The sequence below is a fragment of the Methanolobus sp. WCC1 genome (assembly GCF_045690315.1).
GTDB classification, from domain to species: domain Archaea; phylum Halobacteriota; class Methanosarcinia; order Methanosarcinales; family Methanosarcinaceae; genus Methanolobus; species Methanolobus tindarius.
On the sequence record NZ_CP146979.1, the window covers coordinates 739404 to 760197 of the forward strand.

A 20794-nucleotide genomic window follows, 5' to 3' on the forward strand; every position below is an offset into this window, starting at 1 on the left:
TATAGTATTGAAATAATTATTGAACCTATCTCAAAACTCCTCTTGAAATTTTTTCCAGCATAATAGAAAACATGCAATATCCAGTAGTCCTTTGAAAACAACATTAAGCCTTTCATATCTGCTTGCTATTTTCCTGAATCCCATTTTCAACCATGCAAAGAAACGTTCTATTGTACCTCTTTTCCTATAAGACTCATATTCAAGTCTTGTAGGTCTTCCTCTTTTAGGATCTTTCCGATTCCTGATATTGACAGGAATATTACTTTTTATCGCTCTGTGTCTCAAATATTTCCTGATAGATATCTCATCATAAGCAGAATCCGCAAGTACTTCCAATGGTCTGGTTCGTGGTCTTCTGTCTGTTTTGACCTTGATATTTTCCATGACATGAACAAAGTACTGACCATCATGTGCCTTTCCAGAGGCGATCAGAATCGTCAAAGGAAAGCCTTCGCAACTCACACAAACATGAATCTTTATTCCCTTCCTTTTTTTATGGCCGTTGTATTCGGAATTTTCTCCCCTTTTTTTGTTTCAATGAAGCTACTATCAACACATACAACATCCATAGAGAACTTACCTTCTTGGTAAGAGGAATCCCGAAGGGATTCCATAATCTCATTCCATACCCCTTCTTCCGACCACCATTTCAGCCGTCTCCAGGCAGTTGCCCTGGAACCATAAATTACTGGCATATCTCCCCACCTGCAACCAGTTATCAGGACAAAGAGTATACCATTGATGACCTTACGGTCATCAGCTCTCTTTCTTCCTGTAATGGGTTGAGGTGGTAAATGTGGCTTAATAAACTTCCATTGCTCATCAGAGATTTCTCTGAATTCCATTCATATCCCCATAATAATATTCGAGGAAGTATTATTTATAGTTTTGAGATAGACTCATTAAATAAATGAATAAAGTGATTGTAATATCACTTTATTATTTTTCAAAGTCAAGTTCGTACTTGACAACAGTTTTGAAAAGAACTCTCAACTCCCATAGAAGTTTCTTGTTTGCCTTGAAAAGAGCATAAAGCAAATCAAGCAAACTCATGCTTGAGAAATTGACACCTCTTAGGGAGTGTCCCAGTGAGTTAAGTTCCTTGTCACTGAATTTTGTAAATGTATCCTTAACTATCAGGCTGTTGTCTATCTCACGACCTATAGTTTCTCTCCATCTGACTTCATACTCATTAAGTGCGTCAGTTGAAACATCACCTTTTGATATGGCATTATATGCAACTTCGCCTGCTATTTTCCCTGCTTCCATTGCATTAATAATTCCGCCGCCTGTAATTGGATCAGATTGTCTTGCTGCATCACCTACAAGCATTAATCCGTTAACAATTGTCTTTTCAATGCTGCCACTTACAGGTACTCCGCCCACATCAATCTCCAGTATTTTTGCGTCCGGGTATTTGTCATTCACAAAATCATTCAGGTAATCAATGGCATGTTTTCCGTTGCCGGATTTATTACCAAGAATACCTATGCCAACGTTGGCCATACCATTTCCTTTAGGGAAAATCCATACATAGCCTGCAGGTGCAATCTCATTTCCAAGATAGAAGTAGCAATAATCCTGATCGATATTTGTACCGCTCATAAGGTACTGTGCGCATGTCTCAATATCTACTGGCTTAAGGGATGTGTCAATTCCTGCCCATCTTCCTACTTTTGATTCGACTCCGTCTGCACCAATGATTATCTTTGCTTTAATATCGTATGACTGTCCAAGATGTGATACTTTGACACCTTTCACAAAATCATCTTCAATAATAAGGTCAGTAGCTCTTGTCTTCACTCTTACTTCTGCACCGGCTTTTGAGGCTTCGTAGGCCAAGGCCCTGTCAAATATCTTACGTTCAAGAACGTATCCGACTTCCCCTCCTGCAATCTCTTCTGCCATTTCTATCATTGTTCCGTCAGGAGTGTAGATACGTGAGCCTTTTACGTCTGCGCATATCCAGCGATGATCAGGCTCTATGTGCTTTCTGAGCCAGACTTTACTTACTCCTTCAGCACATCTTACAGGATCGCCTATTTCCTGCCTTTTCTCAATCAATAAGACACTGAGGCCTTTTAATGCAGCTGTTTTTGCAGCTATTGATCCTGCCGGACCGGCACCTATGACCACAACATCATATTCATTTTTCACTTTTTCACCTCAATAGCTCCAACAGGGCATATTTTAGCACAGATGCCGCAAGAAGTACACAATTCATTTACTTCTATCCAGGTTTCAACCAATTCAAGTGCTCCAGCCGGACATACACTTACACATGCCCCACAGTAACCGCATTTGAATTTATTTACGTTGATGGTCACCATTATCACCTATAAATTTGTATAATTTATCACTAATAGTTTAAAAGGAAATATATCTTTCTAATTCTCGTATTCGAACCAGTAATCAGGGAATCCAATATAGTAAAAGGAATATATGTGGTTTATGCATCGCCTGCAGCATTTATCTTTGCTCTGGCCTTGCCTGTTTTCATATCAAACCTTTCATTCACATATTTTTGTGAGTTTCCATGCCCATGAAGCATTATCTCTACCAGATCATGTGGTTCGTCAATGTCAGTGCTCAACATGAATGAGTCGTATATAAAGACTGAACATCCTCTGGCTTTTGCTATATTGCAATGGTTAAGGAAACTGGAACCATAGTATTTAACATGGTAATTTGAAGGATCTTTCAGGAAAATGACATTCGTGCCCCCACCTTTGCCGGGTACTATCACAACATCCTCTGTTCTTGAAACTATGTCGTTTACATGGCATGCTCTTACCATAGGTAGATCTGCCATTATAATAAATATTGGCTTGTTTTCCTGTTCCAGATATTCATTGATGGCTTCATTCAGGTCGTGTTCACTCAGAACAACATTAACGTCCAGGTCTTTAGGTACGCCGTTATCGGGTGTTGTAAGTACATCTATCTCTTTGATACCTGCTTCTTTCAGACTTGACACAACGTCCCTTAACATGAGTTCTACGAATTCCTCACGTTCTTCTAAAGTAAGTGCAGGTGAAAGCCTTGATTTGGCGTTTTTCTTTTTATAAGGTATCAATGCTTTCATTTGTTTCCTCATAAAATGCTTATTCCGGCGGTCTGCCATATTAATTATCCATTTTAAGAATCAAGCTACTTTAAGATCTATCTTTTCAGATTCATTGCTAAGAATTGGTTTGTATATTGTATTCCTCTGCAATGGTTGCCTTCCTGAAGATGTGATGAACCATTCAAGTTCCTGCGCTGACATGAATTGTCCGGTTGTAGATCCTGCTGAAGCTGATATCTTTTCTTCCATGAGGGTTCCGCCAAGGTCGTTTACACCACAGAACAGAGCTACCTGTGCCAGCTTTTTTCCAAGCTTAACCCAGCTTGCCTGGATATTATCAATATGGGTGTTAAGAATAATGCGCGCAAGTGCATATAATTGCAGATCCTGTATTCCGGGGGTTGCATATTTGCCCTCTTTAATCATTTCATTGCCAATCTTATTGTTATATGGCATGAATGTCAATGGGACAAATTCTGTAAAACCACCTGTTTTCTTTTGTATATCCCGGATGAGCATTATATGGTCTATACGTTCCTCTATTGTTTCAACATGCCCGTACATTATGGTTGCAGTTGTGTTTATTCCTGTCTGGTGTGCTTTTGTGACAACATTCACCCATTCATCGGTCTTGAGCTTACTGGAGCAAATTATGTTCCTCACTCTGTCAGAAAGTATTTCTGCTGCAGTTCCGGGCATTGTGTCAAGTCCCGCTTCCTTCAGGCGCATAAGTGCTTCTTCCACACTTATGTTGCTTTTCTTTGCCGCATGGTATACTTCCATAGGGGAAAATGCATGTGTGTGAATATGGGGGAATTCTGCCTTGACAGCCCTTATTATATCCGTATAGAAATTTATATCAACATTTGGAAGGAGTCCTCCCTGAATGCATACTTCAGTTGCTCCCTGGCTCTCGGCATCTTTTACTTTCTCAAGTATTTCCTGAATGTCCAGAATATATCCGGTATTATCGCAGAATGCACAGAACCCACAGTTTCCGACACAGCGGTTAGTGAAGTTAATGTTGCGGTTTACCACATAGGTTACAGTATCCCCTACTGTCTCCTGACGCAACCTGTCTGCCAGTTCAAAAAGCTTGAACGGCGGCACTTCTAAAAGAAAAAGCGCGTCTTCCTTTGTGGTTCTGCCTTGGTTGGCACGTTCAACAACATCTTCCGGGATAATAGGGTTCATAGTTCTCACTGATACCTTTCTTTTGTATTTAAAATGTGTGCCCCAACCAGGAATCATATTTTCCGGTATCCGTCCTCATCCGAAAGACTGTGAATCAGGCCTTTCAGGTTATCGCTGTACCACCCTTTTTTAATGTACTGCGGATAAATTGGAAGTCTCTCTTTTAGTTCAACTTCGTGTATCATTTTCTTTAGTTCTGATACATCTGGCCATTCTGCCTCAGGGTTAATCCAGTCAATTGTAGTAGGTGAGATTCCTCCAAGGTCACCGGCGCCACACTGGATCAATGTATAAGGATCTATCAGGTTTGGCGCAACCTGTATAGCTACGTCATCAGGAAGAATTTCCCTGGCTATTAATATCGCCTGCATCATCTCCTCTTCGGTAGGCGATGGCATATCAGCCATTGGAGTATCAGGTTTTGGGGTGAAGTTCTGTATTATAACTTCCTGTATATGGCCGTATTCTTCATGCAGCTCTGCAATGGTCAGTATGGAGTTGATTCTGTCATCAAGTGTTTCGCCTATGCCTATAAGCAAACCAGTTGTAAATGGTATATTCAATTCACCGGCATAGCGTATGGTTTTGATTCTTTTGGAAGGTATTTTTCCAGGAGAACCTTCATGCGCTGCCAGATCTGCAGTTGTCTCTAACATTAGTCCCATACTGGCATTAAGAGGTTTGAGCTTTTCAAGTTCGGTATAGTTCAGTATGCCTGCATTGGTATGGGGCAAAAGACCTGTATTGATGGCTATCCTGCATAATTCGCATATATAGTCAACAGTTTTGTTGTATCCTAAATCTTCCAGCCATTCTTTATACTTCGGAACTTCTTCTGCATATTCTCCAAATGTAAACAGAACTTCTGTACATCCTGCTTTTTTACCCTCTTCTAATATTGGCAGAATTTCTTCTATCTTCATCAGTTTTGCATCAGGGTCATCCGGATCGCATCTGAAAGTACAATACCTGCAGTTATTCCTGCAAATATTTGTGACCGGTACGAAGACGTTGCGGCAGAATGTTACAAATTCATCCATTGTTAGTTCCTATTTTTAAAGCAACCCTTACATAAGTTTTACTGGTTATGATTTTTATATAGGTCAGGTAATCAAAATATCCTGCATACAGTTTTTGACACCCAGGGCAATTCCTTCAACTTCAATACCACCTTTTCCTTTTGCTCCATCTCCCACTACATAAAGGTTTGATACTGGTGTTTTGTTTTTAAGGTCTGCTCCTGAAGGAGATCTGTTTACAGGCCAGTCGTTTGAATATGATTGTATAAGAAGTACTTCATATTCTTTTCCTGCAAAAATATCTTTGAGATCTTCAAGACCCAATTCTATCTCTTTGTCAAGTTCATTGAGATCATCCCAGTGAACACATTGATGGGCCATTGTAAGATGTTTTCCTGCTGGTGCAAGGGAAGGGTCAACATTCGTCACTTCATTTATGCCGTTCACCCTTTTTGCATAAGGTGTAAGAAGTACTCCTCCATGCCCTATCAGTGGTTTATCTGATGAGATGCAGATCTTAATTCCTGCAGATGGTTTAAGGTCTTTTGATTTGCGTGAGTATTCATCCATTCCACTAATGTTTGTTTCAGTTCCTATCAATTTTGCAGTGGAAGGATGCCCGATATCACTAATAACAAGATCAGCTGCATGTTCTTCTCCATCTGTGATTACAGCTGTTACTTTGTCATTGTCTAATTTAAACCCTGATACTTCTGAAGATGTGTGTATGGTTCCGCCATTGGATGTAATTATTTCTACAAGGGCATCTGTAACTCCTTTACATCCTCCCATTGGAACTCCTGGTCCTCCGAAGTGGTAAAGGTTTTCTATAATGGCAAAGGCTTCTTCCACAGGCACATCTGCACCCTTCAGGCTGAGTGCCCACCCGAAAAAGGAATCTGAAATCCGGTATGTCCAGTCCTGTGGGATATGTTTTCGACACCAGTCTTCAAAAGATTGACTTGTTGGGGGATTTTTTCTGGTACTTATGACGTAATATATGAGTTTAAGTCGATTTAAAAGTGAAAAAAGAACTTTAAAATCTTCAAAAAGAATATCCTTGTGTCCGTATTTGTAGTCTGTATCTTTTCTGGTTCGTGGAACCCTGATGACGGAAACCGGTTTTTTGCGGACTATTTCGACATCTGCGCCTACGTCTTTCAATAATTGTGATAAAGGTCCGGCAGGTCCGTGAGGTATCATATGCAATGCGCCGGTGCTCAGCTGGAAACCCTGGTATGGGATATTGGTGAATCTTCCTCCTATAATTGGAAGGCGTTCAAATATTTCTACTTCATATCCTTCTTTTGAAAGCTTCGCTGCGCTCAAAAGTCCTCCCAGTCCCGAACCGATAATAATTGCTTTCATCCTATGCCTCTATTGCTTTAACCGGACAGTATGCGGCACATGCCCTGCACTCGATGCATGCAGAAGTAAAACTCGCTTTTCCTCTGATCTCAATGGCTTCGAATTTACAAAAAGCAGCACATTGGCCACATCCTACACAGTTTTTGTTTACTTTCATATTACATTCACCGGATTTCATTGTATAAGGTTTTCAAGAATAAAAAGTCTTATTGTTCTTTGTTTTGTTCTATAGTGCATGATGAGTTACGTTGGATGATAATATTTGCAGTGTCTTCCACATTTTTGTCATCCGGGGTTTCAAACGGAAATATTTATTATTATCAAGTAATAATTATATTATCATGGATGAAGTTGATCTGGCTATATTGGAACATCTTTGTAAAGATTCCCGAATGCACAGCACTGAGATTGCAACAGCTCTTGACCTTGCGACATCCACTGTTCACAAGAGAATAGAGAAGATGCGTGAAACGGGGATAATCAAGGAATTTACTGTTAAGGTTGATACTAACGAAGTTGGACTAAATGTCACAACTTTTATTGGTGTCAATATCGAGCAGAGCAAGAGGATTAATATAATCAACCGCTTGAAGACAGTCGATGATGTACTGGAAGTCTATGAATTGCTTGAGCCTTATGACTTGCTTCTGAAAGTGCGGACTTTTGATATCCATTCCCTGAAAGAAAATGTTTTACAGGTACTTGGAAATATGGATGGGATAAAAGATTCCCAGAGTATACTGACAACAAAATGCCATAAAGAAAAGAGTTGTGTGATACTCAAAAAGTAAAACTTTCAAATCATGCCGGTGTGGACACATTTATTTATGTTTTTCCGATAATCCGCGTGAGATTCATTCGTATATTAATATCATGATTATTCATTATATTTTTCAAGAACTTTTATATATCATCATGTCAGTTTATTTTTAGGTGAACTTATGAAGAAAGAAGTGATCCAGGTAGTATCTAGGGATAACGGGGAATTGACATCCAGGAAAGTTAAGGCTGCACCATATGAATTTACAATTGCAACTCGTGCAAAATGGGAGATGGTGATATCTGATGAGGATATGGAAATCCGTGCAGGGGAATTCAAGAAGGTCAACGTGAAAGAGATATGTCTGGATCCCGATATGGTGGCGCTTCCATGTACTTTTTCACATCATGCCGTTGTTTCTCTCATTAAGGTCGGGTCAAAAGGTGGTGCAAAACCTGTGGACAGTGAGCGTATCATCAATTCGGCTTATGTTATCGGACAGGAAAGTGGCAGGATTAGAGAAGGGGATCTTCTTGCAGTTCTCAATATCTTCCCTATCATGTTCACTCGTGAAGCTATGACGCCACGCACTCTCTAAGGTGGTTTTATGGATACTTGTGAGATATGTGGTGAACTACAGGACTTCAAGCATTTTGAAGGTTACAACATCTGCACTACCTGTGCAGATATTATGGAAGATGTTATGGGTGAGTATTTCCTTCGTACAATATGGAAGCGTGAACCTAAGGCCCATGCTGCTTATCTGAATTATCTGAACAACACTACAAAGTATATTTCAGATTACAAGAAACTGGCACAAAAGTCTGATCAACATACAAAAGATGTCAGCGCAAGAGTCCATGATGCTCTGGAAAATGGAGGTGGGCATCCATCCAAAAAGCGTTATTTTGAGCATATGCAAAAAGTACTTGACTGGCTGGAGGCAACTCCGCATTTTTATCATTATTATTTCAAGGACTACTATGTTTGCCCGGAATGCGGTGCTTCTATATTTGATAAATACACGCGAAGAGATGTTGGTGACTGGATGGTAATTTCATGTTCCGAATGTGACGCGGTAATCAAAAAATATTTTTCACTCAAAAGTGTATGAAAATTTCATTCTTAAAAGCATATTGCGGTGGACATAAGAGTCGATAAAGCTTGAAGTACAGTATCTGTAAGCTTTTACAAGCTTATTCACTTCCACGCATAATTTATTTTGTATCTGCGCAGACCTCGCACATTCCGTATCTCTTTCCTATTATAGTTTTTGGCTGTGTTTCAGCCTGCGGTATTCTAATTGAGACAATTTAAATATGATGAATTATTATCAATTATTAGAACTCTATCTATTGAAAAATATGTCGACAGATATTGTTTGTCTATCCGTACAGGTTTAATGGTTATTTGTGCAATACCTCGCACGAAGGTGTTTTATACAAATAGTCTATGTATCTTTATAACTTTCAGGAGAATAGTTTATGTCAGGAATAATCGATATTAGTAACATAGCCAATAGTTACATACCGGTTGCAATTATTCTTATAGTGGCGCTAGTGATGCCTCCTATGACAATGCTTATCATTAAATTGTTAAGTCCTAGGAGTAAATCATCAGCAAAGTACACGACATATGAAGCAGGTTCCTTACCAATAGGAAATGCCAGAATACAATTCAATGTCGAATACTATCTATATGCCATTGCTTTTGTTCTTTTTGATATTGAAGTCCTTTTCCTTTATCCCTGGACTACGATTTTCAAGGGACATGATATTACTGGAGTAGCAACCGTTGAAATGTTAATCTTTATTTTTGTTGTATTGTTTGGCTACGTGTATCTGATCAAGAAGGAGGCTCTTAAATGGATGAAGTAGAGCAGACAAATGTCGAACAAGATGCTGTTTTGGATGTAGGGTATACCGATGTCCCGGGGACAATGCTTACAGACTCAAATGCTATAGCAGACTTCCTCAAGAAAACAAAGATTCAGGATGTTCTTAACTGGGGACGTAAAAACTCTCTGTGGTTTATGGTAAATGCAATGGGTTGCTGTGGTGTGGAGCTGCTTGCTACAGGTATGGCTCACTACGACACAGACCGTTTCGGTATCATTCCACGTAACTCCCCCAGACACGCAGATGTACTGATTATCAGTGGTTACGTAACAAAGAAGTACCTGCCAGCTCTGAAGAGGGTATGGGATCAGATGCCAGCACCAAAGTGGGTCATATGCTTTGGAGACTGCGCGATAAGTGGTGGTCCTTTCTACGAATCATACAGTACTCATCAGAATGTTGACGATATCTTCCCTGTAGATGTATTCGTACCCGGATGTCCACCAAGGTGTGAGGCTCTTATTCAGGGATTCGTGGAACTCCAGAAGAAAATCGAAGCAAAGAAGGACAAAGGTACGGAGTATTGAGGTGAATTGATGGACGCTAATTCTATTATCTCTTCACTTACAGGCAAATTCCCTGAAGACATCTATGATTCAGATATTGAGTCTGGCATAAGGGTAGTTGCCAAAGTGAAACCGGAAAACGTAGTGGAAGTTTGCCGCTACCTCAAAGAAGACCTGTCTTTCGGACACCTCTGTTGTGAATTCGGAGTTGACTATCCGGACAGGAATGAGATCGAAGTAATATACGTAATAGGTTCCTATGAACACCCTGTTGTCCTTACAATGAAAGCTCTTCTTTCAAGGGACAACCCAGAGGTTGAATCTGTGGTGCCTGTTTACTGGAATGCTAACTGGTACGAAAGAGAAACGTACGAATTGTTTGGTGTGAATTATCTTAACCACCCCGACCTTAAACCTCTTGTACTTCCAAAAGAGATGCTCGGTGAGTGGCCACTGCGTAAGGATTATGCAGGCTTCCCAAACAAGTCAGCCAGGAATTTGGTGTGAGGGTTAAATATGGATGAAACAGTTGGACCTTCTGAAATGATAGTACACCTTGGACCACAGCACCCTATGATGCCAGGACCATTCAGACTGAACGCCAAACTTAGGGGCGAGACAGTTGTGGATTCTGAAGTAGAGATGGGCTGGATCCATAAAGGAATTGAAAAGATCCTTGAAAACAAAACATATCTTCAGGGCATTACCATTGTTGACAGGATATGCTATCTTGCTGCAATGACCAACGAGGAAGCTTATGTTGGTTGTGTTGAAAAGCTTGCAGGTATTGAAGTGCCTGAGAGAGCACAGTATATCCGTGTGATTATGGAAGAACTTTCCAGATTACAGAGTCATCTGCTCGGTATGGGAGAATATGCTTCTTTTGTTGGTTTTGTAAGTATGTTTATGTACACCATCAGGGACAGAGAAGATGTAATGTCTCTTATTGACTCCGTAACCGGAGCACGTGTCACACACAGTTTCCTGCGTTATGGTGGTGTAAAGGATGACCTTCCTGACGGGTTCAAGGACGATGTTAAATATGTCTTTGGAAACCTGAGTAAGGCTATTGATAATTACGAAGAACTGTACAGGACCGATGCTATCTACAAGGCAAGAACAAAGGGTATAGGAGTTCTTACTGCAGATGTTGCAAAGGATCTTGGTGTATCGGGACCACCACTCAGGGCAACAGGTGTTGCTTTTGATATTCGAAAGGATGAACCTTACCTTGTCTACAAGGACCTTGATTTTAAGGTATGCACAGAGACAGATGGTGATGTTTTCGCAAGAATTCAGGTACGTCTGGATGAGATGCGCGAAAGTATGCATATCATTGAGCAGTGTCTTGACCAGATTCCTTCAGGGCCAATCTTCCCGGAGAATACTCCGTATGGTAAGAGATCCCCTATAATGAGAGTTCCAGCCGGAGAGGTTTTCCACCGTGTTGAAGACCCAAGAGGAGAAATGGGATTCTATATGGTATCTGATGGTTCAGACAAGCCATACCGTGTAAAGATAAGAGGACCTGTGTATCCAACACTTCAGACCCTGCCGCCACTGCTTAAAGGTGTGCCAGTTGCAGATATTGTTGCAATTGCCGGCAGTATGGACACATGTACCAGTGAGGTTGACAGGTGATCATGATGTCGATGGATATAGAAGCAATAATCTACAACCCTCTTTTAAGAGGTATCCTTGGATTGTGCATCATGGGAGCTGTTTTTGGCGGTGCCTGTGTAGCTGTCTGGTTTGAGCGTAAACTCTCAGCAGATGTTCAGCAGAGATATGGTCCTATGAGGGTTGGTCCCCATGGATTACTTCAGCTTGTTGCAGATGCTATCAAGTTGTTCACAAAAGAAGATATCATACCAAAAAATGCTGATAAATTGTTATTTGTCTCAGCACCGATCCTCCTTATGGGATCCGTTTTCCTGATGCTTGTAGCAATGCCTTTTGGTGCTATAATCGTTGATGGTCAGAGCTATGTAATCGCTGCAACAGAGATGGATATAAGTATCCTGTACATTGAAGCAATGTCAGCAATCTCAATAATCGGTATTTTCATGGTTGCATACAGTGCGAACAATAAGTTCTCTGTTCTTGGAGCTTTCAGGAACTTTGCACGTATGATTGGATATGAAGTCCCTCTTGGTATCTGTATTGTAAGTGTTGCTATCATGGCAGGTTCACTGAACATAGTAGAGATCGCTGAGGCCCAGAGTCCTCTGTGGTTTATAATAATGCAGCCTCTGGGAGCTATTGTGTTCTTTATCGCCCTTATGGCTGATATGGGTCGTCTTCCTTTTGACCAGAACGAGTCCGAGGAAGAACTCATTGCAGGTTGGATGACCGAGTACACAAGTATGAGATTCGGTTACTGTTTCTTTGCAGAATATATTCACCTTATCCTCGGTTCAATGCTTGTAGTACTGTTGTTCCTTGGTGGATGGAATCTGCCTGCATTCCTGACCGATATAACAATCCTTGGTATAATCCTTCCAACAGCATTTTTCCTGTTGAAGGTAGCTCTGGTGATTCTCTTTATCATCATGATCAGATGGGCTGTTCCAAGGTATAGAATCGATCAGGTAGTAGACCTGAGCTGGAAAAAACTTCTGCCATTGTCCCTTCTCAATCTCGGATGGGTAATCGGACTTGGTCTGCTGGGGGTATACTAAAATGGTTATTAAAAATATCATAACAGCAGTAAAGAACATTTATTTCGGCCCTCCAGTTACAAGAATGTGTCCAGAAGAACCAACAAAACTTTCAGACAGGTTCAGGGGTTTACAAAAACTGGATAAATCGAAATGTATCGGTTGTGGAATATGCGCTAATACATGCCCCAACAATTGTATCAAGATCGTCAGGGCACGTGTCAGCCCGGAAAATGACAAGCAGAGATGGTTCCCTTCAATAGACATAGGTCATTGTCTGTTCTGTGGTCTTTGTATCAGTCAGTGTCCAAAAGATGCTCTGGATAGCTCAAAGGTATACCTGACAGGTGTAATTCGCTGGAACCATGAGGATCTTCTCTTTACACCAGACATGCTGGCAAGGGAAGTTGACATTAATGCTGAAGAAGAAGCCGGTGAGGAGGTGAGCAGATGGACCCCACAATAGGCTCAATAATTGAATTAATCATTTTTGTGATTCTGGCACTTGTGTCGATCGTGTTTGCAGTATTCGTAGTAACAGCTAAGGATGTAGTAAGGGCGGCTATTGCACTTGTAGTGACAATGTTTATCGTTGCAGCTTTCTACATCATGCTCAATGCACAATTCCTTGGTGTTGCTCAGGTACTGGTGTACATCGGTGCAGTAGGTGTATTGATACTGTTCGCTGTAATGCTTACTAAGAAGGAGTTTGGTACAGATGCTGAATAAAGAAATATCATTTACAGCAATGGATGTTGCTACATCTGTGTATGACTACTTTAAGCCACGCATATTTGGAATGATAATTGCTGCTCTGTTCATGACAATCATAATAGTGACAGTTTTCTTCACAAGCTGGCCTACAGTAGACCAACTCCCTCAGAATATCGAGGATCAGAGTAACATTGAGGCTATCGGAGTTATGATCTTTACTGATTTTGTGATTCCGTTTGAAATAATGTCTATCGTATTGTTGTCCTCATTGATGGGTGCCATATACATGGCAAAAGGAGATGATAACAAATGATTCCAATCGTACTTTATCTTGCTGTTGCAGCAATCATCTTCTCCATAGGTCTCTATGGACTGATGACACAGCGCAGTGGTATTCGTATTCTTATGTGCGTGGAACTCATGCTCAATGCTGCTAACCTTAATCTTGTGGCATTTTCAAGCTACCATGATGACCTTACTGGACAGGTATTTGCATTGTTCTCTATCGCATTGGCAGCTTGTGAAGCAGCAATCGGCTTTGCTATACTGATGGCCCTTTACAGAATGAAGGATACGATCAGCCTTGACAATATTAACGTACTGAGGTGGTAAAAATGGCAGTAGGAGATTTAGCATTTTTAATTCCGGTCCTGCCTGCACTTGCTTTTGTGCTGACTTTCTTCTTCGGGAAGAAACTGCCAACAGGCGGTGCAATAATTCCAATAGCAGCTATTGCTACATCATTCATAATATCACTATTAATTACATTGAACTTACTTGCAAATCCTGAAGAAGTTGTGAGTTATTCATATAGCTGGTTTGCCATGCTTAACATAGGCGTCCTCGTTGACCCTCTGGCAGCAGTTATGCTTACAATGGTCACATTCGTAAGTTTACTTATTCACATCTATTCAACAGGTTACATGTCACATGACAAAGCACCTTCCAGGTACTTTGCTGAGACTGCACTGTTTACAGCTTCAATGCTTGGTCTGATTCTTTCAGACAACATCCTCCAGCTCTTCATTTGCTGGGAACTTGTGGGTGTTTGTTCATACTTACTTATCGGATTCTGGTTCGAGAAGCCATCCGCTGCAACAGCAGCAAAGAAGGCTTTCCTTACAACCAGAATTGGTGACGTAATGTTCCTTACAGGTATCATTGTCCTGTTCTCAGACCTTTTTAAGATATTCAACGGCAACATTCCTGACGGTGTCTATATACTCAGGTTCGACGAGATATTCGCACACATTCCGGACCTTGCAGCAATGAATGCAAACATTTTCGGAATGGAAGTCAGCCACATCACCCTGATAACACTCCTGTTCTTCGGTGGTGCTGTAGGTAAGTCAGGTCAGTTCCCACTCCATGTGTGGCTCCCTGATGCAATGGAAGGTCCAACAACTGTTTCAGCTCTCATACACGCAGCAACAATGGTTACAGCTGGTGTCTATCTGGTTGCAAGAACATTCCCAATGTTCATCGCAGCTCCTGATTCACTCATGGTTGTAGCATACGTCGGTGCTTTCACTGCAATCTTTGCAGGAACAATGGGTATCGTTATGAACGACCTTAAGCGTGTACTTGCATACTCTACCGTAAGTCAGCTCGGTTACATGATGCTCGGACTTGGTGTTGGTGCAGCAGTAGGTGCTGAGGCAGTCGGAATCTCAGTATTCCACCTGATCAACCACGCATTCTTCAAGGCTCTTCTCTTCCTGTGTGCAGGTAGTGTAATTCACGCAGTCGGTACACACGACATGAGGCAGCTTGGAGGAGTTGCAAAGGTAATGCCAATTACAGCGGTAACAATGATTGTAGCTTCACTGGCACTTACCGGAATGGGTATACCAGGTACATCTATCGGTACAAGTGGTTTCTTCAGTAAGGATGCAATCATCGAGAGTGCATACCTCATGGGAGAAGCAACCGGTTCATGGATACCATACATACTTTCAATTGCAGCAGCTCTGTTGACTTCTATCTATATCTTCAGGCTTATCTTCATGACATTCTATGGTAAGCCACGTACAGATTACGGTGGTCACGAGTCACCTGCATCAATGACAATCCCACTCTCAATCCTTGCAATCTTTGCATTGTTCTTCGGTGGTCTTACCGCAACGAAGTTCAACACATTTGTGAGTGAGACATTTGTAAACAACTTTGTAAACATGGATATTTCAAGCCTGGCAACACTTGGTGGTTATCACATTGCAGAACATGCAGGACATGAGCCATTGCTCGTCCTCTGGATGCCACTAATAGTAGCAATTGCAGGTCTTGTAATTACATTCCTGATTTATGGACTCAGGATTGTCAATATGGACAGCCTTGTTTCAAGAAACAACCCAATTTACAAACTCCTGTACAACAGGTACTATCAGAATGCCATATTCACCAACTTTGTCTCAGTAAAGGTAATCTATGAAGGATTTGCTTTTGCAGGACGTGCAGTTGACAGAGGATTTGACTGGACAGTTAAATGGTTCAGCGACCTTGCAATTGAATCCGGTGAATCCCTGCGTCAGTTCCAGACAGGAGCAGTACAGAATTATGCCACAGCAGTAATAACCGGAGTAAGTCTTCTGATTATTCTTGTTAAAGTGGTAATGGAGGTACTCTAATGATGCCGATACTTTCAATGATCGTGCTGATACCTCTGATATTCGCAGCACTTGCATTATTCACAAAAACAAAGGAACAGGCAAGAGTAATAGCACTTGCCGGTACTGTTATTGTACTGTTACTTACAGTATACATGTACTTTAACTTCGACAGCACTATAGCAGATAACCAATTCGAGGAACTTGCACAGTGGGTACCATCCCTTGGAATTACCTACCACCTCGGTGTTGACGGAATCGCAATGCCATTGATTCTTCTCAATGCAATTGTACTTCCTTTCCTTGTCCTCTTCACATGGAACGATGACAGGAAATCACCAAACAAGTTCTACGCATGCATACTCGCAACAGAGGGTGCAGTAATCGGTGTATTCACCGCACTGGACTTCTTCCTGTTCTACATATTCTGGGAACTTACACTCGTACCGCTCTTCTTCATGGTGAGCATATGGGGAGGTCCCAACAAACATAAAGCAGCAATTAAGTTCTTTATCTACACTCACGTGGCGTCCCTTGTGATGCTTTTGGGTATATTCGGACTTTATTTTGCAGCATGGGACATGACAGGAACTCCAACACTGGACATACCAACGCTTATCAGTCAGTTCCAGTTCATTGAATCCGGTGCAGCAAAGGATATGATATTCCTTGCATTGCTCTTCGGTTTCATAGTAAAGATTCCAAGTTTCCCATTCCACTCATGGCAACCAGATGCATATACTGAGGCACCAACTGCTGGCAGTGTGCTCTTTGTCATGCTTAAGATTGGTGGATACGGTCTCTTTAAGGTCATGCTTCCAATGTTACCATTTACAGCATCACCAAACCTGATGATTACCATCATGGCAGCTCTTGGTTCAGTAAGTGTACTTTACGGTGCATTCCTTGCACTCTCACAGAAAGACCTCAAGAGAATGGTTGCATACTCCAGTGTAAGCCACATGGGCTACGTAACACTCGGTGCAGCCGGTCTGGTCTCACTCTCCGTTTCAGGAGCAATGTTCCAGCAGTTCTCACATGGACTTATCATGAGTGTAATGTTCATGTCATGTGGTATTATCAAGAACACAACAGGCACAAGAATCATCAACGATCTTGGTGGACTTGCACAGAAGATGCCAAAACTGGCAGTCATTATGGTAATGACCTTCATGGCATCCCTTGGACTTCCAGGTCTCAGTGGTTTCATTGCTGAAGTATCCGTACTCGCAGGAAGCTTTGGGAACCTGCCATCATATGTGTTGATTGCAGTATCAGCTATCGTGATCACTGCAGCATATCACCTGTGGGCTCTCCAGAGGGCAATGTTTGGTGTCTATAATGAGAAACTCGGTACGGTTGTAGATATCGATACCTTCCAGACAGTTTCAATGGGAGTTATTGCAATACTCGTACTGTACTTCGGACTTAACCCAAGCCCGGTGCTTGATATGATGTTGACGAACTCTGATAACATAGTCAGCCTTATGGCTGCAATGGGGGTGTAAATAATGGATATGATGTTATTAGCACCTGAAATTACCATGGCAGTTACAGGACTGGCAGTATTGCTAATCGGATTATTCCTTCCGACAGACTCAAAGAAGATCCTTGGTTACCTTGCATCTCTTGGTGTCCTTGTAGCACTTGGACTGACAATTTCAAGTCTTGGAACAGAAGCATTGTTGTTCTACAATACGGTATCAATCGATGCCCTGTCCCAGTTCTTTAAAATAGTCTTCCTTGTGGTTGCATTACTTTTCAGTATTGCAGGTATCAAGTACACTGAAGGTCACAGTCACACTGAGGAATTCTTCACCCTTGGACTGTTCGGAACAATCGGCATGATGTTCGTTGCATCAGCAAACGACCTTATGGTACTCTTCGTAGCATTTGAACTTGCAAGTCTTGCAACATATGCACTTGCAGGTTTTGAGAAGAAGAATATCAAGTCACTGGAAGCAGCCATGAAGTACTTCATCATCGGTTCACTTTCAGCAGCACTTATGCTTCTTGGTATCTCGTATGTCTACGGGGCAACAGGTACAACCAGCATCCCTGAAATAGCAGCAAACTCAGCTGTACTTGTATCAAGTCCAATAGGACTTGTTTCAGTAGTTCTTCTGCTTGCAGGATTCGGTTTCAAGATAGCTCTTGTACCATTCCACATGTGGGCACCTGACACATACCAGGGTTCACCATCAGTTGTATCAGCATTGCTTGCAGCAGGCTCAAAGAAGATGGGTATCGTCGCAGCTCTCAAGGTATTTGTGGTTGCACTCATCGCTCTTAAGGCAGACTGGCAGATAGCCTTTGCAATACTTGCAGTCATCACAATGACATACGGTAACGTTGTAGCTCTCAGGCAGACAAGTGTCAAGAGAATGCTTGCATACTCTTCACTTGCACAGGCAGGTTACATCACAATGGCATTTGTGGTACTCACACCATTGGCACTTGGTGGTGGAATATTTTATGCACTGTCACACGGTTTCATGAAGGCAGGAGCTTTCATTGCAACAGCAGCCGTGACCTACATGGTACTTTCAGAGAACAAGGATTCAGCTGACCCTGACCACATTGAGAACTTCAGAGGTCTTGGAAAGAGAATGCCAATAACTGCTCTCTGTATGACAATATTCGTATTTGCTCTTGCAGGTATCCCGGTCACAGCAGGTTTCATGAGCAAGTTCATATTGTTCTCATCAACCATCAAGTCAGGCTTTGTATGGCTTGCAGTAATTGCAATTCTTAACAGTGCAATTTCACTGGGCTATTATGCAAAGATTGTAAAGTACATGTACTTCCTGCCAACAGACGGTGAAAAGGTCTCAGAACCATTCCCATATACTGTTGCACTGATAATTGCAGCAGTAGGTGTACTTGCACTTGGTTTCTGGTCAGAGCCATTTGTCCACTGGGCAATGGAAGCAGCATCAGTACTGCTCACAGGAGGTATGTAAAATGACAGATTGTGATCTTTGTGGAGTTGGAATTCCAACAGTCGTTCCTGTAAGGGTATTCAAACCAAAGTACGAGCAGTCATATCCTCATGGTATGTGGCAGGGACTTTGCGAAGGATGTCTCAATGCAGGCAAAAAAGCCCATGATGCGCTGGAAGAATCTTCAAGCTGCGGAACAGCAGGTGTATGTGACTTCTGCGGTGCAATTGCACAGCTTCACGATGTAACAATCAGCAGACCTTCATTCTCAAAGGGTGCTGAGGAAGACACAATAGGTCTGTGCAAGAAATGCCTTGCTTCTATCAACGAAGCATACGAGGCATGGGAAAAGCAAAAGGCTGAAGACGAACACGCACATCATTAAACTTTAAAATAAAAGACCGGCTTTGCCGGTCAGCTCTTTTCTTTTTTGAATCAATTAGTTTGAAATTTACTTTGATATTTGTAGTTTTAATATAATAGCAGATACGCTACACCTGTAAGCATTAAACTGCACATTCCCATCACAGCGCCACCCAGTGTATAACTTTTCAGAACTTCGGATGTTTCCAGTTCCGCCAGATCCTTATATATCCAGAAGAACGGGTCATTGAAGTGTGATATAAGAAATGTTCCTGATGCCATTGAAAAAAGCACTATCTCAGGTGGCAGACCAAGAACCGGTACAAGAGGTATAACTATTGAAGGTGTGACCAGCATCGTAACAACACGGGAACCCTGAACACTCTGTATGGCGACCGAAATTAGAAAAGGAACAAGTGTTGCAGGTAAAGGTAATCCGGCAAGAAGGGTTCCCATCTCCTGACCAACACCTGTCATTGCAAGGGTGGCACCAAGCGCACCGCCTCCACACATGTCAAGAATTACAACTCCACTTCTTTTGATTGCTTTTTCAACCCATTCTCTTGCAGAATTAAAGTTGTACTGCCTGTATGCAAAGAATATAGCCATGACAACTCCAATTAGCAGTGCCATGTCAGGTTCACCAAGAATATCAAATAGCGGAATGTTTGTGAATACATCTGTAAGGATTAACACAACAGGAATGGCAATTGGTGAATAGGCAGCAATCCTGCCAGAAGTAATCATATTCTCATTTTCCGTTTCATTGTCTACTATGAAATCGCTAACATTTCCTGTTTTACAAAATTTCATAGCATAAAAGTAACCTGCAATCGAAACAATAAATGCAATAACAACTCCCGGGAACAGAATATCACTAGTTTTTATTCCCAATTCATAAACTGCAGAATAAACAACCGGGGACGGATAAACTAGATTGTATGATGCAAGTGTTCCAAAAACAAGTACTGATGCTGTAAGGACTTTTGGTAATCCTTCTCTAATCCTTATCTCCTTTGCAACCGGGATGAATATCACATAGGCAAGGATACAGCACATAAGAGGAACTGCGAAGATGAATCCAAGTATATTCAGTCCGAAAAGAGGTTTTCTAGATATCTTTATGATGTCAGATGCAATTAGTTTTGCTCCACCGGTTCTGTGCAGAATAAGACCTATGATACTTCCTGATGCGATAATTATAGCAAAATGTGAGAAAACTTTCCCCATTCCGGTTGTAATAGTTTCAATTGTTGTGGATGCTTCACCTGCAAGCATTCCGGTGATGACAGATGTGAGAATAAGCCCGATAAAAGGATGCAATCTGAGTTTTGCTGTGAGGAAGAGAATTAAAAGTAAAGACAAAAGAAAAATGACAATAGAATTCATTACTAGAAAATCAGTTTTAGGGTTGTATATAGTTAACTCCTGTTTCTGATAGCTCTACAATACAGCCTTTGCCTTATTTCATTTCCACAAAAAATTGGCAATCTAAAAACAACACAACCATCCGCCGCAGACGACACGTTCCAATGATGCCATATAGAAGATAATCCATTAGATTACTAAATTCACACAGACAATTCTACGAAAGCCTGTAAGCAAAGGATTGTATGTATTATATGCAGATTTTGCTTTTTCTGATGATAAAGCGCCGGCTTCGCCGTGCCCTTTGGGCTGGTTTAAGTATTACTACT

26 protein-coding genes are annotated in these 20794 nt (G+C 41.5%); 16 read left to right on the plus strand and 10 right to left on the minus strand.

Annotated elements, in window-relative coordinates; genetic code table 11:
- Positions 1-30: 30 nt before the first annotated feature.
- The 9 genes from V7O61_RS03700 to V7O61_RS03740 all read right to left on the minus strand — a co-directional run bounded on the left by V7O61_RS03700 (position 31) and on the right by V7O61_RS03740 (position 6805).
- Positions 31-462: a transposase gene (locus V7O61_RS03700; protein WP_407282681.1), complete on the minus strand. Its 432-nt coding sequence runs from the start codon at positions 460-462 to the stop codon at positions 31-33.
- Positions 463-476: 14 nt separating this feature from the next.
- Complete coding sequence (locus V7O61_RS03705; RefSeq protein WP_407282680.1) at positions 477-845, minus strand: transposase; 369 nt, start codon at positions 843-845, stop codon at positions 477-479.
- A gap of 94 nt (positions 846-939) precedes the next feature.
- Positions 940-2157, minus strand: coding sequence for an NAD(P)/FAD-dependent oxidoreductase (locus V7O61_RS03710; protein ID WP_023844400.1), 1218 nt, complete (start codon positions 2155-2157; stop codon positions 940-942).
- Entirely contained in the window at positions 2154-2330 is a 177-nt protein-coding gene (locus tag V7O61_RS03715; protein WP_023844399.1) for a 4Fe-4S binding protein, read from the minus strand. The genes V7O61_RS03710 and V7O61_RS03715 overlap by 4 nt, the downstream gene beginning before the upstream one ends.
- A 119-nt stretch (positions 2331-2449) precedes the next feature.
- A complete protein-coding gene (cofC, locus tag V7O61_RS03720) occupies positions 2450-3085 on the minus strand; it encodes a 2-phospho-L-lactate guanylyltransferase (protein WP_407282679.1) in 636 nt (211 codons plus the stop codon).
- Positions 3086-3145: 60 nt separating this feature from the next.
- Positions 3146-4261, minus strand: coding sequence for a 5-amino-6-(D-ribitylamino)uracil--L-tyrosine 4-hydroxyphenyl transferase CofH (gene cofH / locus V7O61_RS03725; protein WP_048135768.1), 1116 nt, complete (start codon positions 4259-4261; stop codon positions 3146-3148).
- A 53-nt stretch (positions 4262-4314) separates the two neighbouring features.
- Entirely contained in the window at positions 4315-5301 is a 987-nt protein-coding gene (gene cofG, locus V7O61_RS03730) for a 7,8-didemethyl-8-hydroxy-5-deazariboflavin synthase subunit CofG (protein ID WP_023844396.1), read from the minus strand.
- 63 nt (positions 5302-5364) lie between these two features.
- Positions 5365-6648, minus strand: coding sequence for a phytoene desaturase family protein (locus V7O61_RS03735; protein ID WP_407282678.1), 1284 nt, complete (start codon positions 6646-6648; stop codon positions 5365-5367).
- A 1-nt stretch (position 6649) separates the two neighbouring features.
- On the minus strand, positions 6650-6805 hold the full coding sequence (locus V7O61_RS03740) for a 4Fe-4S binding protein (protein WP_407282677.1): 156 nt from the start codon (positions 6803-6805) through the stop codon (positions 6650-6652).
- 184 nt (positions 6806-6989) lie between these two features.
- Here V7O61_RS03740 and V7O61_RS03745 point away from each other — a divergent pair, with 184 nt between their 5' ends.
- From V7O61_RS03745 to fpoO, 16 genes are all read left to right on the plus strand, one after another.
- Positions 6990-7439, plus strand: a complete 450-nt coding sequence (locus V7O61_RS03745) for an Lrp/AsnC family transcriptional regulator (RefSeq protein ID WP_407282676.1) — start codon at positions 6990-6992, stop codon at positions 7437-7439.
- Positions 7440-7589: 150 nt separating this feature from the next.
- Positions 7590-8006, plus strand: a complete 417-nt coding sequence (locus V7O61_RS03750) for a DUF22 domain-containing protein (RefSeq protein ID WP_023844392.1) — start codon at positions 7590-7592, stop codon at positions 8004-8006.
- Positions 8007-8015: 9 nt separating this feature from the next.
- On the plus strand, positions 8016-8522 hold the full coding sequence (locus V7O61_RS03755) for a hypothetical protein (RefSeq protein ID WP_407282675.1): 507 nt from the start codon (positions 8016-8018) through the stop codon (positions 8520-8522).
- A 370-nt stretch (positions 8523-8892) separates the two neighbouring features.
- A complete protein-coding gene (gene fpoA, locus V7O61_RS03760; RefSeq protein ID WP_023844390.1) occupies positions 8893-9285 on the plus strand; it encodes a F420H2 dehydrogenase subunit FpoA in 393 nt (130 codons plus the stop codon).
- The gene (fpoB, locus tag V7O61_RS03765) at positions 9273-9833 is read left to right on the plus strand and encodes a F(420)H(2) dehydrogenase subunit B (RefSeq protein ID WP_023844389.1); all 561 of its coding nucleotides are present in this window, start codon (positions 9273-9275) and stop codon (positions 9831-9833) included. The genes fpoA and fpoB overlap by 13 nt, the downstream gene beginning before the upstream one ends.
- Before the next feature lie 9 nt (positions 9834-9842).
- Entirely contained in the window at positions 9843-10319 is a 477-nt protein-coding gene (gene fpoC, locus V7O61_RS03770) for a F420H2 dehydrogenase subunit FpoC (RefSeq protein ID WP_407282674.1), read from the plus strand.
- 9 nt (positions 10320-10328) lie between these two features.
- A complete protein-coding gene (fpoD, locus tag V7O61_RS03775) occupies positions 10329-11453 on the plus strand; it encodes a F420H2 dehydrogenase subunit FpoD (protein ID WP_023844387.1) in 1125 nt (374 codons plus the stop codon).
- Between the two features lie 5 nt (positions 11454-11458).
- Positions 11459-12493 (plus strand): F420H2 dehydrogenase subunit FpoH, encoded by a 1035-nt coding sequence (gene fpoH / locus V7O61_RS03780; protein ID WP_048135110.1) that lies wholly within the window; start codon positions 11459-11461, stop codon positions 12491-12493.
- A 1-nt stretch (position 12494) separates the two neighbouring features.
- Positions 12495-12938 carry a F420H2 dehydrogenase subunit FpoI gene (gene fpoI / locus V7O61_RS03785; protein ID WP_023844385.1) on the plus strand — a complete coding sequence of 148 codons (444 nt, stop codon included), beginning with the start codon at positions 12495-12497 and terminating at the stop codon, positions 12936-12938.
- Positions 12923-13201, plus strand: a complete 279-nt coding sequence (locus V7O61_RS03790; RefSeq protein ID WP_023844384.1) for an NADH-quinone oxidoreductase subunit J — start codon at positions 12923-12925, stop codon at positions 13199-13201. The genes fpoI and V7O61_RS03790 overlap by 16 nt, the downstream gene beginning before the upstream one ends.
- Positions 13191-13499 carry a F420H2 dehydrogenase subunit FpoJ gene (fpoJ, locus tag V7O61_RS03795; protein ID WP_407282673.1) on the plus strand — a complete coding sequence of 103 codons (309 nt, stop codon included), beginning with the start codon at positions 13191-13193 and terminating at the stop codon, positions 13497-13499. The genes V7O61_RS03790 and fpoJ overlap by 11 nt, the downstream gene beginning before the upstream one ends.
- Positions 13496-13798, plus strand: a complete 303-nt coding sequence (fpoK, locus tag V7O61_RS03800) for a F420H2 dehydrogenase subunit FpoK (protein ID WP_407282672.1) — start codon at positions 13496-13498, stop codon at positions 13796-13798. Before fpoJ ends, fpoK begins: the two co-directional genes overlap by 4 nt.
- A 2-nt stretch (positions 13799-13800) precedes the next feature.
- Positions 13801-15813, plus strand: a complete 2013-nt coding sequence (fpoL, locus tag V7O61_RS03805; RefSeq protein WP_407282671.1) for a F420H2 dehydrogenase subunit FpoL — start codon at positions 13801-13803, stop codon at positions 15811-15813.
- Positions 15813-17300 carry a F(420)H(2) dehydrogenase subunit M gene (gene fpoM / locus V7O61_RS03810; RefSeq protein ID WP_023844380.1) on the plus strand — a complete coding sequence of 496 codons (1488 nt, stop codon included), beginning with the start codon at positions 15813-15815 and terminating at the stop codon, positions 17298-17300. Before fpoL ends, fpoM begins: the two co-directional genes overlap by 1 nt.
- A 3-nt stretch (positions 17301-17303) precedes the next feature.
- Positions 17304-18755 carry a F(420)H(2) dehydrogenase subunit N gene (gene fpoN / locus V7O61_RS03815; protein WP_407282670.1) on the plus strand — a complete coding sequence of 484 codons (1452 nt, stop codon included), beginning with the start codon at positions 17304-17306 and terminating at the stop codon, positions 18753-18755.
- Between the two features lies 1 nt (position 18756).
- Positions 18757-19119 carry a F420H2 dehydrogenase subunit FpoO gene (fpoO, locus tag V7O61_RS03820; protein WP_023844378.1) on the plus strand — a complete coding sequence of 121 codons (363 nt, stop codon included), beginning with the start codon at positions 18757-18759 and terminating at the stop codon, positions 19117-19119.
- A gap of 86 nt (positions 19120-19205) precedes the next feature.
- Here the strand turns inward: fpoO and V7O61_RS03825 are convergent, their stop codons facing one another.
- Positions 19206-20486: a GntP family permease gene (locus tag V7O61_RS03825; protein ID WP_407282669.1), complete on the minus strand. Its 1281-nt coding sequence runs from the start codon at positions 20484-20486 to the stop codon at positions 19206-19208.
- Between the last annotated feature and the right edge of the window lie 308 nt (positions 20487-20794).

Coding starts and splice junctions, on each gene's coding strand:
- V7O61_RS03705 (WP_407282680.1), bottom strand. CDS start 845: ATGGAATTCAGAGAAATCTCTGATGAGCAATGGAAGTTTATTAAGCCA.
- V7O61_RS03715 (WP_023844399.1), bottom strand. CDS start 2,330: ATGGTGACCATCAACGTAAATAAATTCAAATGCGGTTACTGTGGGGCA.
- cofC (WP_407282679.1), bottom strand. CDS start 3,085: ATGAAAGCATTGATACCTTATAAAAAGAAAAACGCCAAATCAAGGCTT.
- cofH (WP_048135768.1), bottom strand. CDS start 4,261: ATGAACCCTATTATCCCGGAAGATGTTGTTGAACGTGCCAACCAAGGC.
- cofG (WP_023844396.1), bottom strand. CDS start 5,301: ATGGATGAATTTGTAACATTCTGCCGCAACGTCTTCGTACCGGTCACA.
- V7O61_RS03735 (WP_407282678.1), bottom strand. CDS start 6,648: ATGAAAGCAATTATTATCGGTTCGGGACTGGGAGGACTTTTGAGCGCA.
- V7O61_RS03740 (WP_407282677.1), bottom strand. CDS start 6,805: ATGAAAGTAAACAAAAACTGTGTAGGATGTGGCCAATGTGCTGCTTTT.
- V7O61_RS03745 (WP_407282676.1), top strand. CDS start 6,990: ATGGATGAAGTTGATCTGGCTATATTGGAACATCTTTGTAAAGATTCC.
- V7O61_RS03750 (WP_023844392.1), top strand. CDS start 7,590: ATGAAGAAAGAAGTGATCCAGGTAGTATCTAGGGATAACGGGGAATTG.
- V7O61_RS03755 (WP_407282675.1), top strand. CDS start 8,016: ATGGATACTTGTGAGATATGTGGTGAACTACAGGACTTCAAGCATTTT.
- fpoA (WP_023844390.1), top strand. CDS start 8,893: ATGTCAGGAATAATCGATATTAGTAACATAGCCAATAGTTACATACCG.
- fpoB (WP_023844389.1), top strand. CDS start 9,273: ATGGATGAAGTAGAGCAGACAAATGTCGAACAAGATGCTGTTTTGGAT.
- fpoC (WP_407282674.1), top strand. CDS start 9,843: ATGGACGCTAATTCTATTATCTCTTCACTTACAGGCAAATTCCCTGAA.
- fpoD (WP_023844387.1), top strand. CDS start 10,329: ATGGATGAAACAGTTGGACCTTCTGAAATGATAGTACACCTTGGACCA.
- fpoH (WP_048135110.1), top strand. CDS start 11,459: ATGTCGATGGATATAGAAGCAATAATCTACAACCCTCTTTTAAGAGGT.
- fpoI (WP_023844385.1), top strand. CDS start 12,495: ATGGTTATTAAAAATATCATAACAGCAGTAAAGAACATTTATTTCGGC.
- V7O61_RS03790 (WP_023844384.1), top strand. CDS start 12,923: ATGGACCCCACAATAGGCTCAATAATTGAATTAATCATTTTTGTGATT.
- fpoJ (WP_407282673.1), top strand. CDS start 13,191: ATGCTGAATAAAGAAATATCATTTACAGCAATGGATGTTGCTACATCT.
- fpoK (WP_407282672.1), top strand. CDS start 13,496: ATGATTCCAATCGTACTTTATCTTGCTGTTGCAGCAATCATCTTCTCC.
- fpoL (WP_407282671.1), top strand. CDS start 13,801: ATGGCAGTAGGAGATTTAGCATTTTTAATTCCGGTCCTGCCTGCACTT.
- fpoM (WP_023844380.1), top strand. CDS start 15,813: ATGATGCCGATACTTTCAATGATCGTGCTGATACCTCTGATATTCGCA.
- fpoN (WP_407282670.1), top strand. CDS start 17,304: ATGGATATGATGTTATTAGCACCTGAAATTACCATGGCAGTTACAGGA.
- fpoO (WP_023844378.1), top strand. CDS start 18,757: ATGACAGATTGTGATCTTTGTGGAGTTGGAATTCCAACAGTCGTTCCT.
- V7O61_RS03825 (WP_407282669.1), bottom strand. CDS start 20,486: ATGAATTCTATTGTCATTTTTCTTTTGTCTTTACTTTTAATTCTCTTC.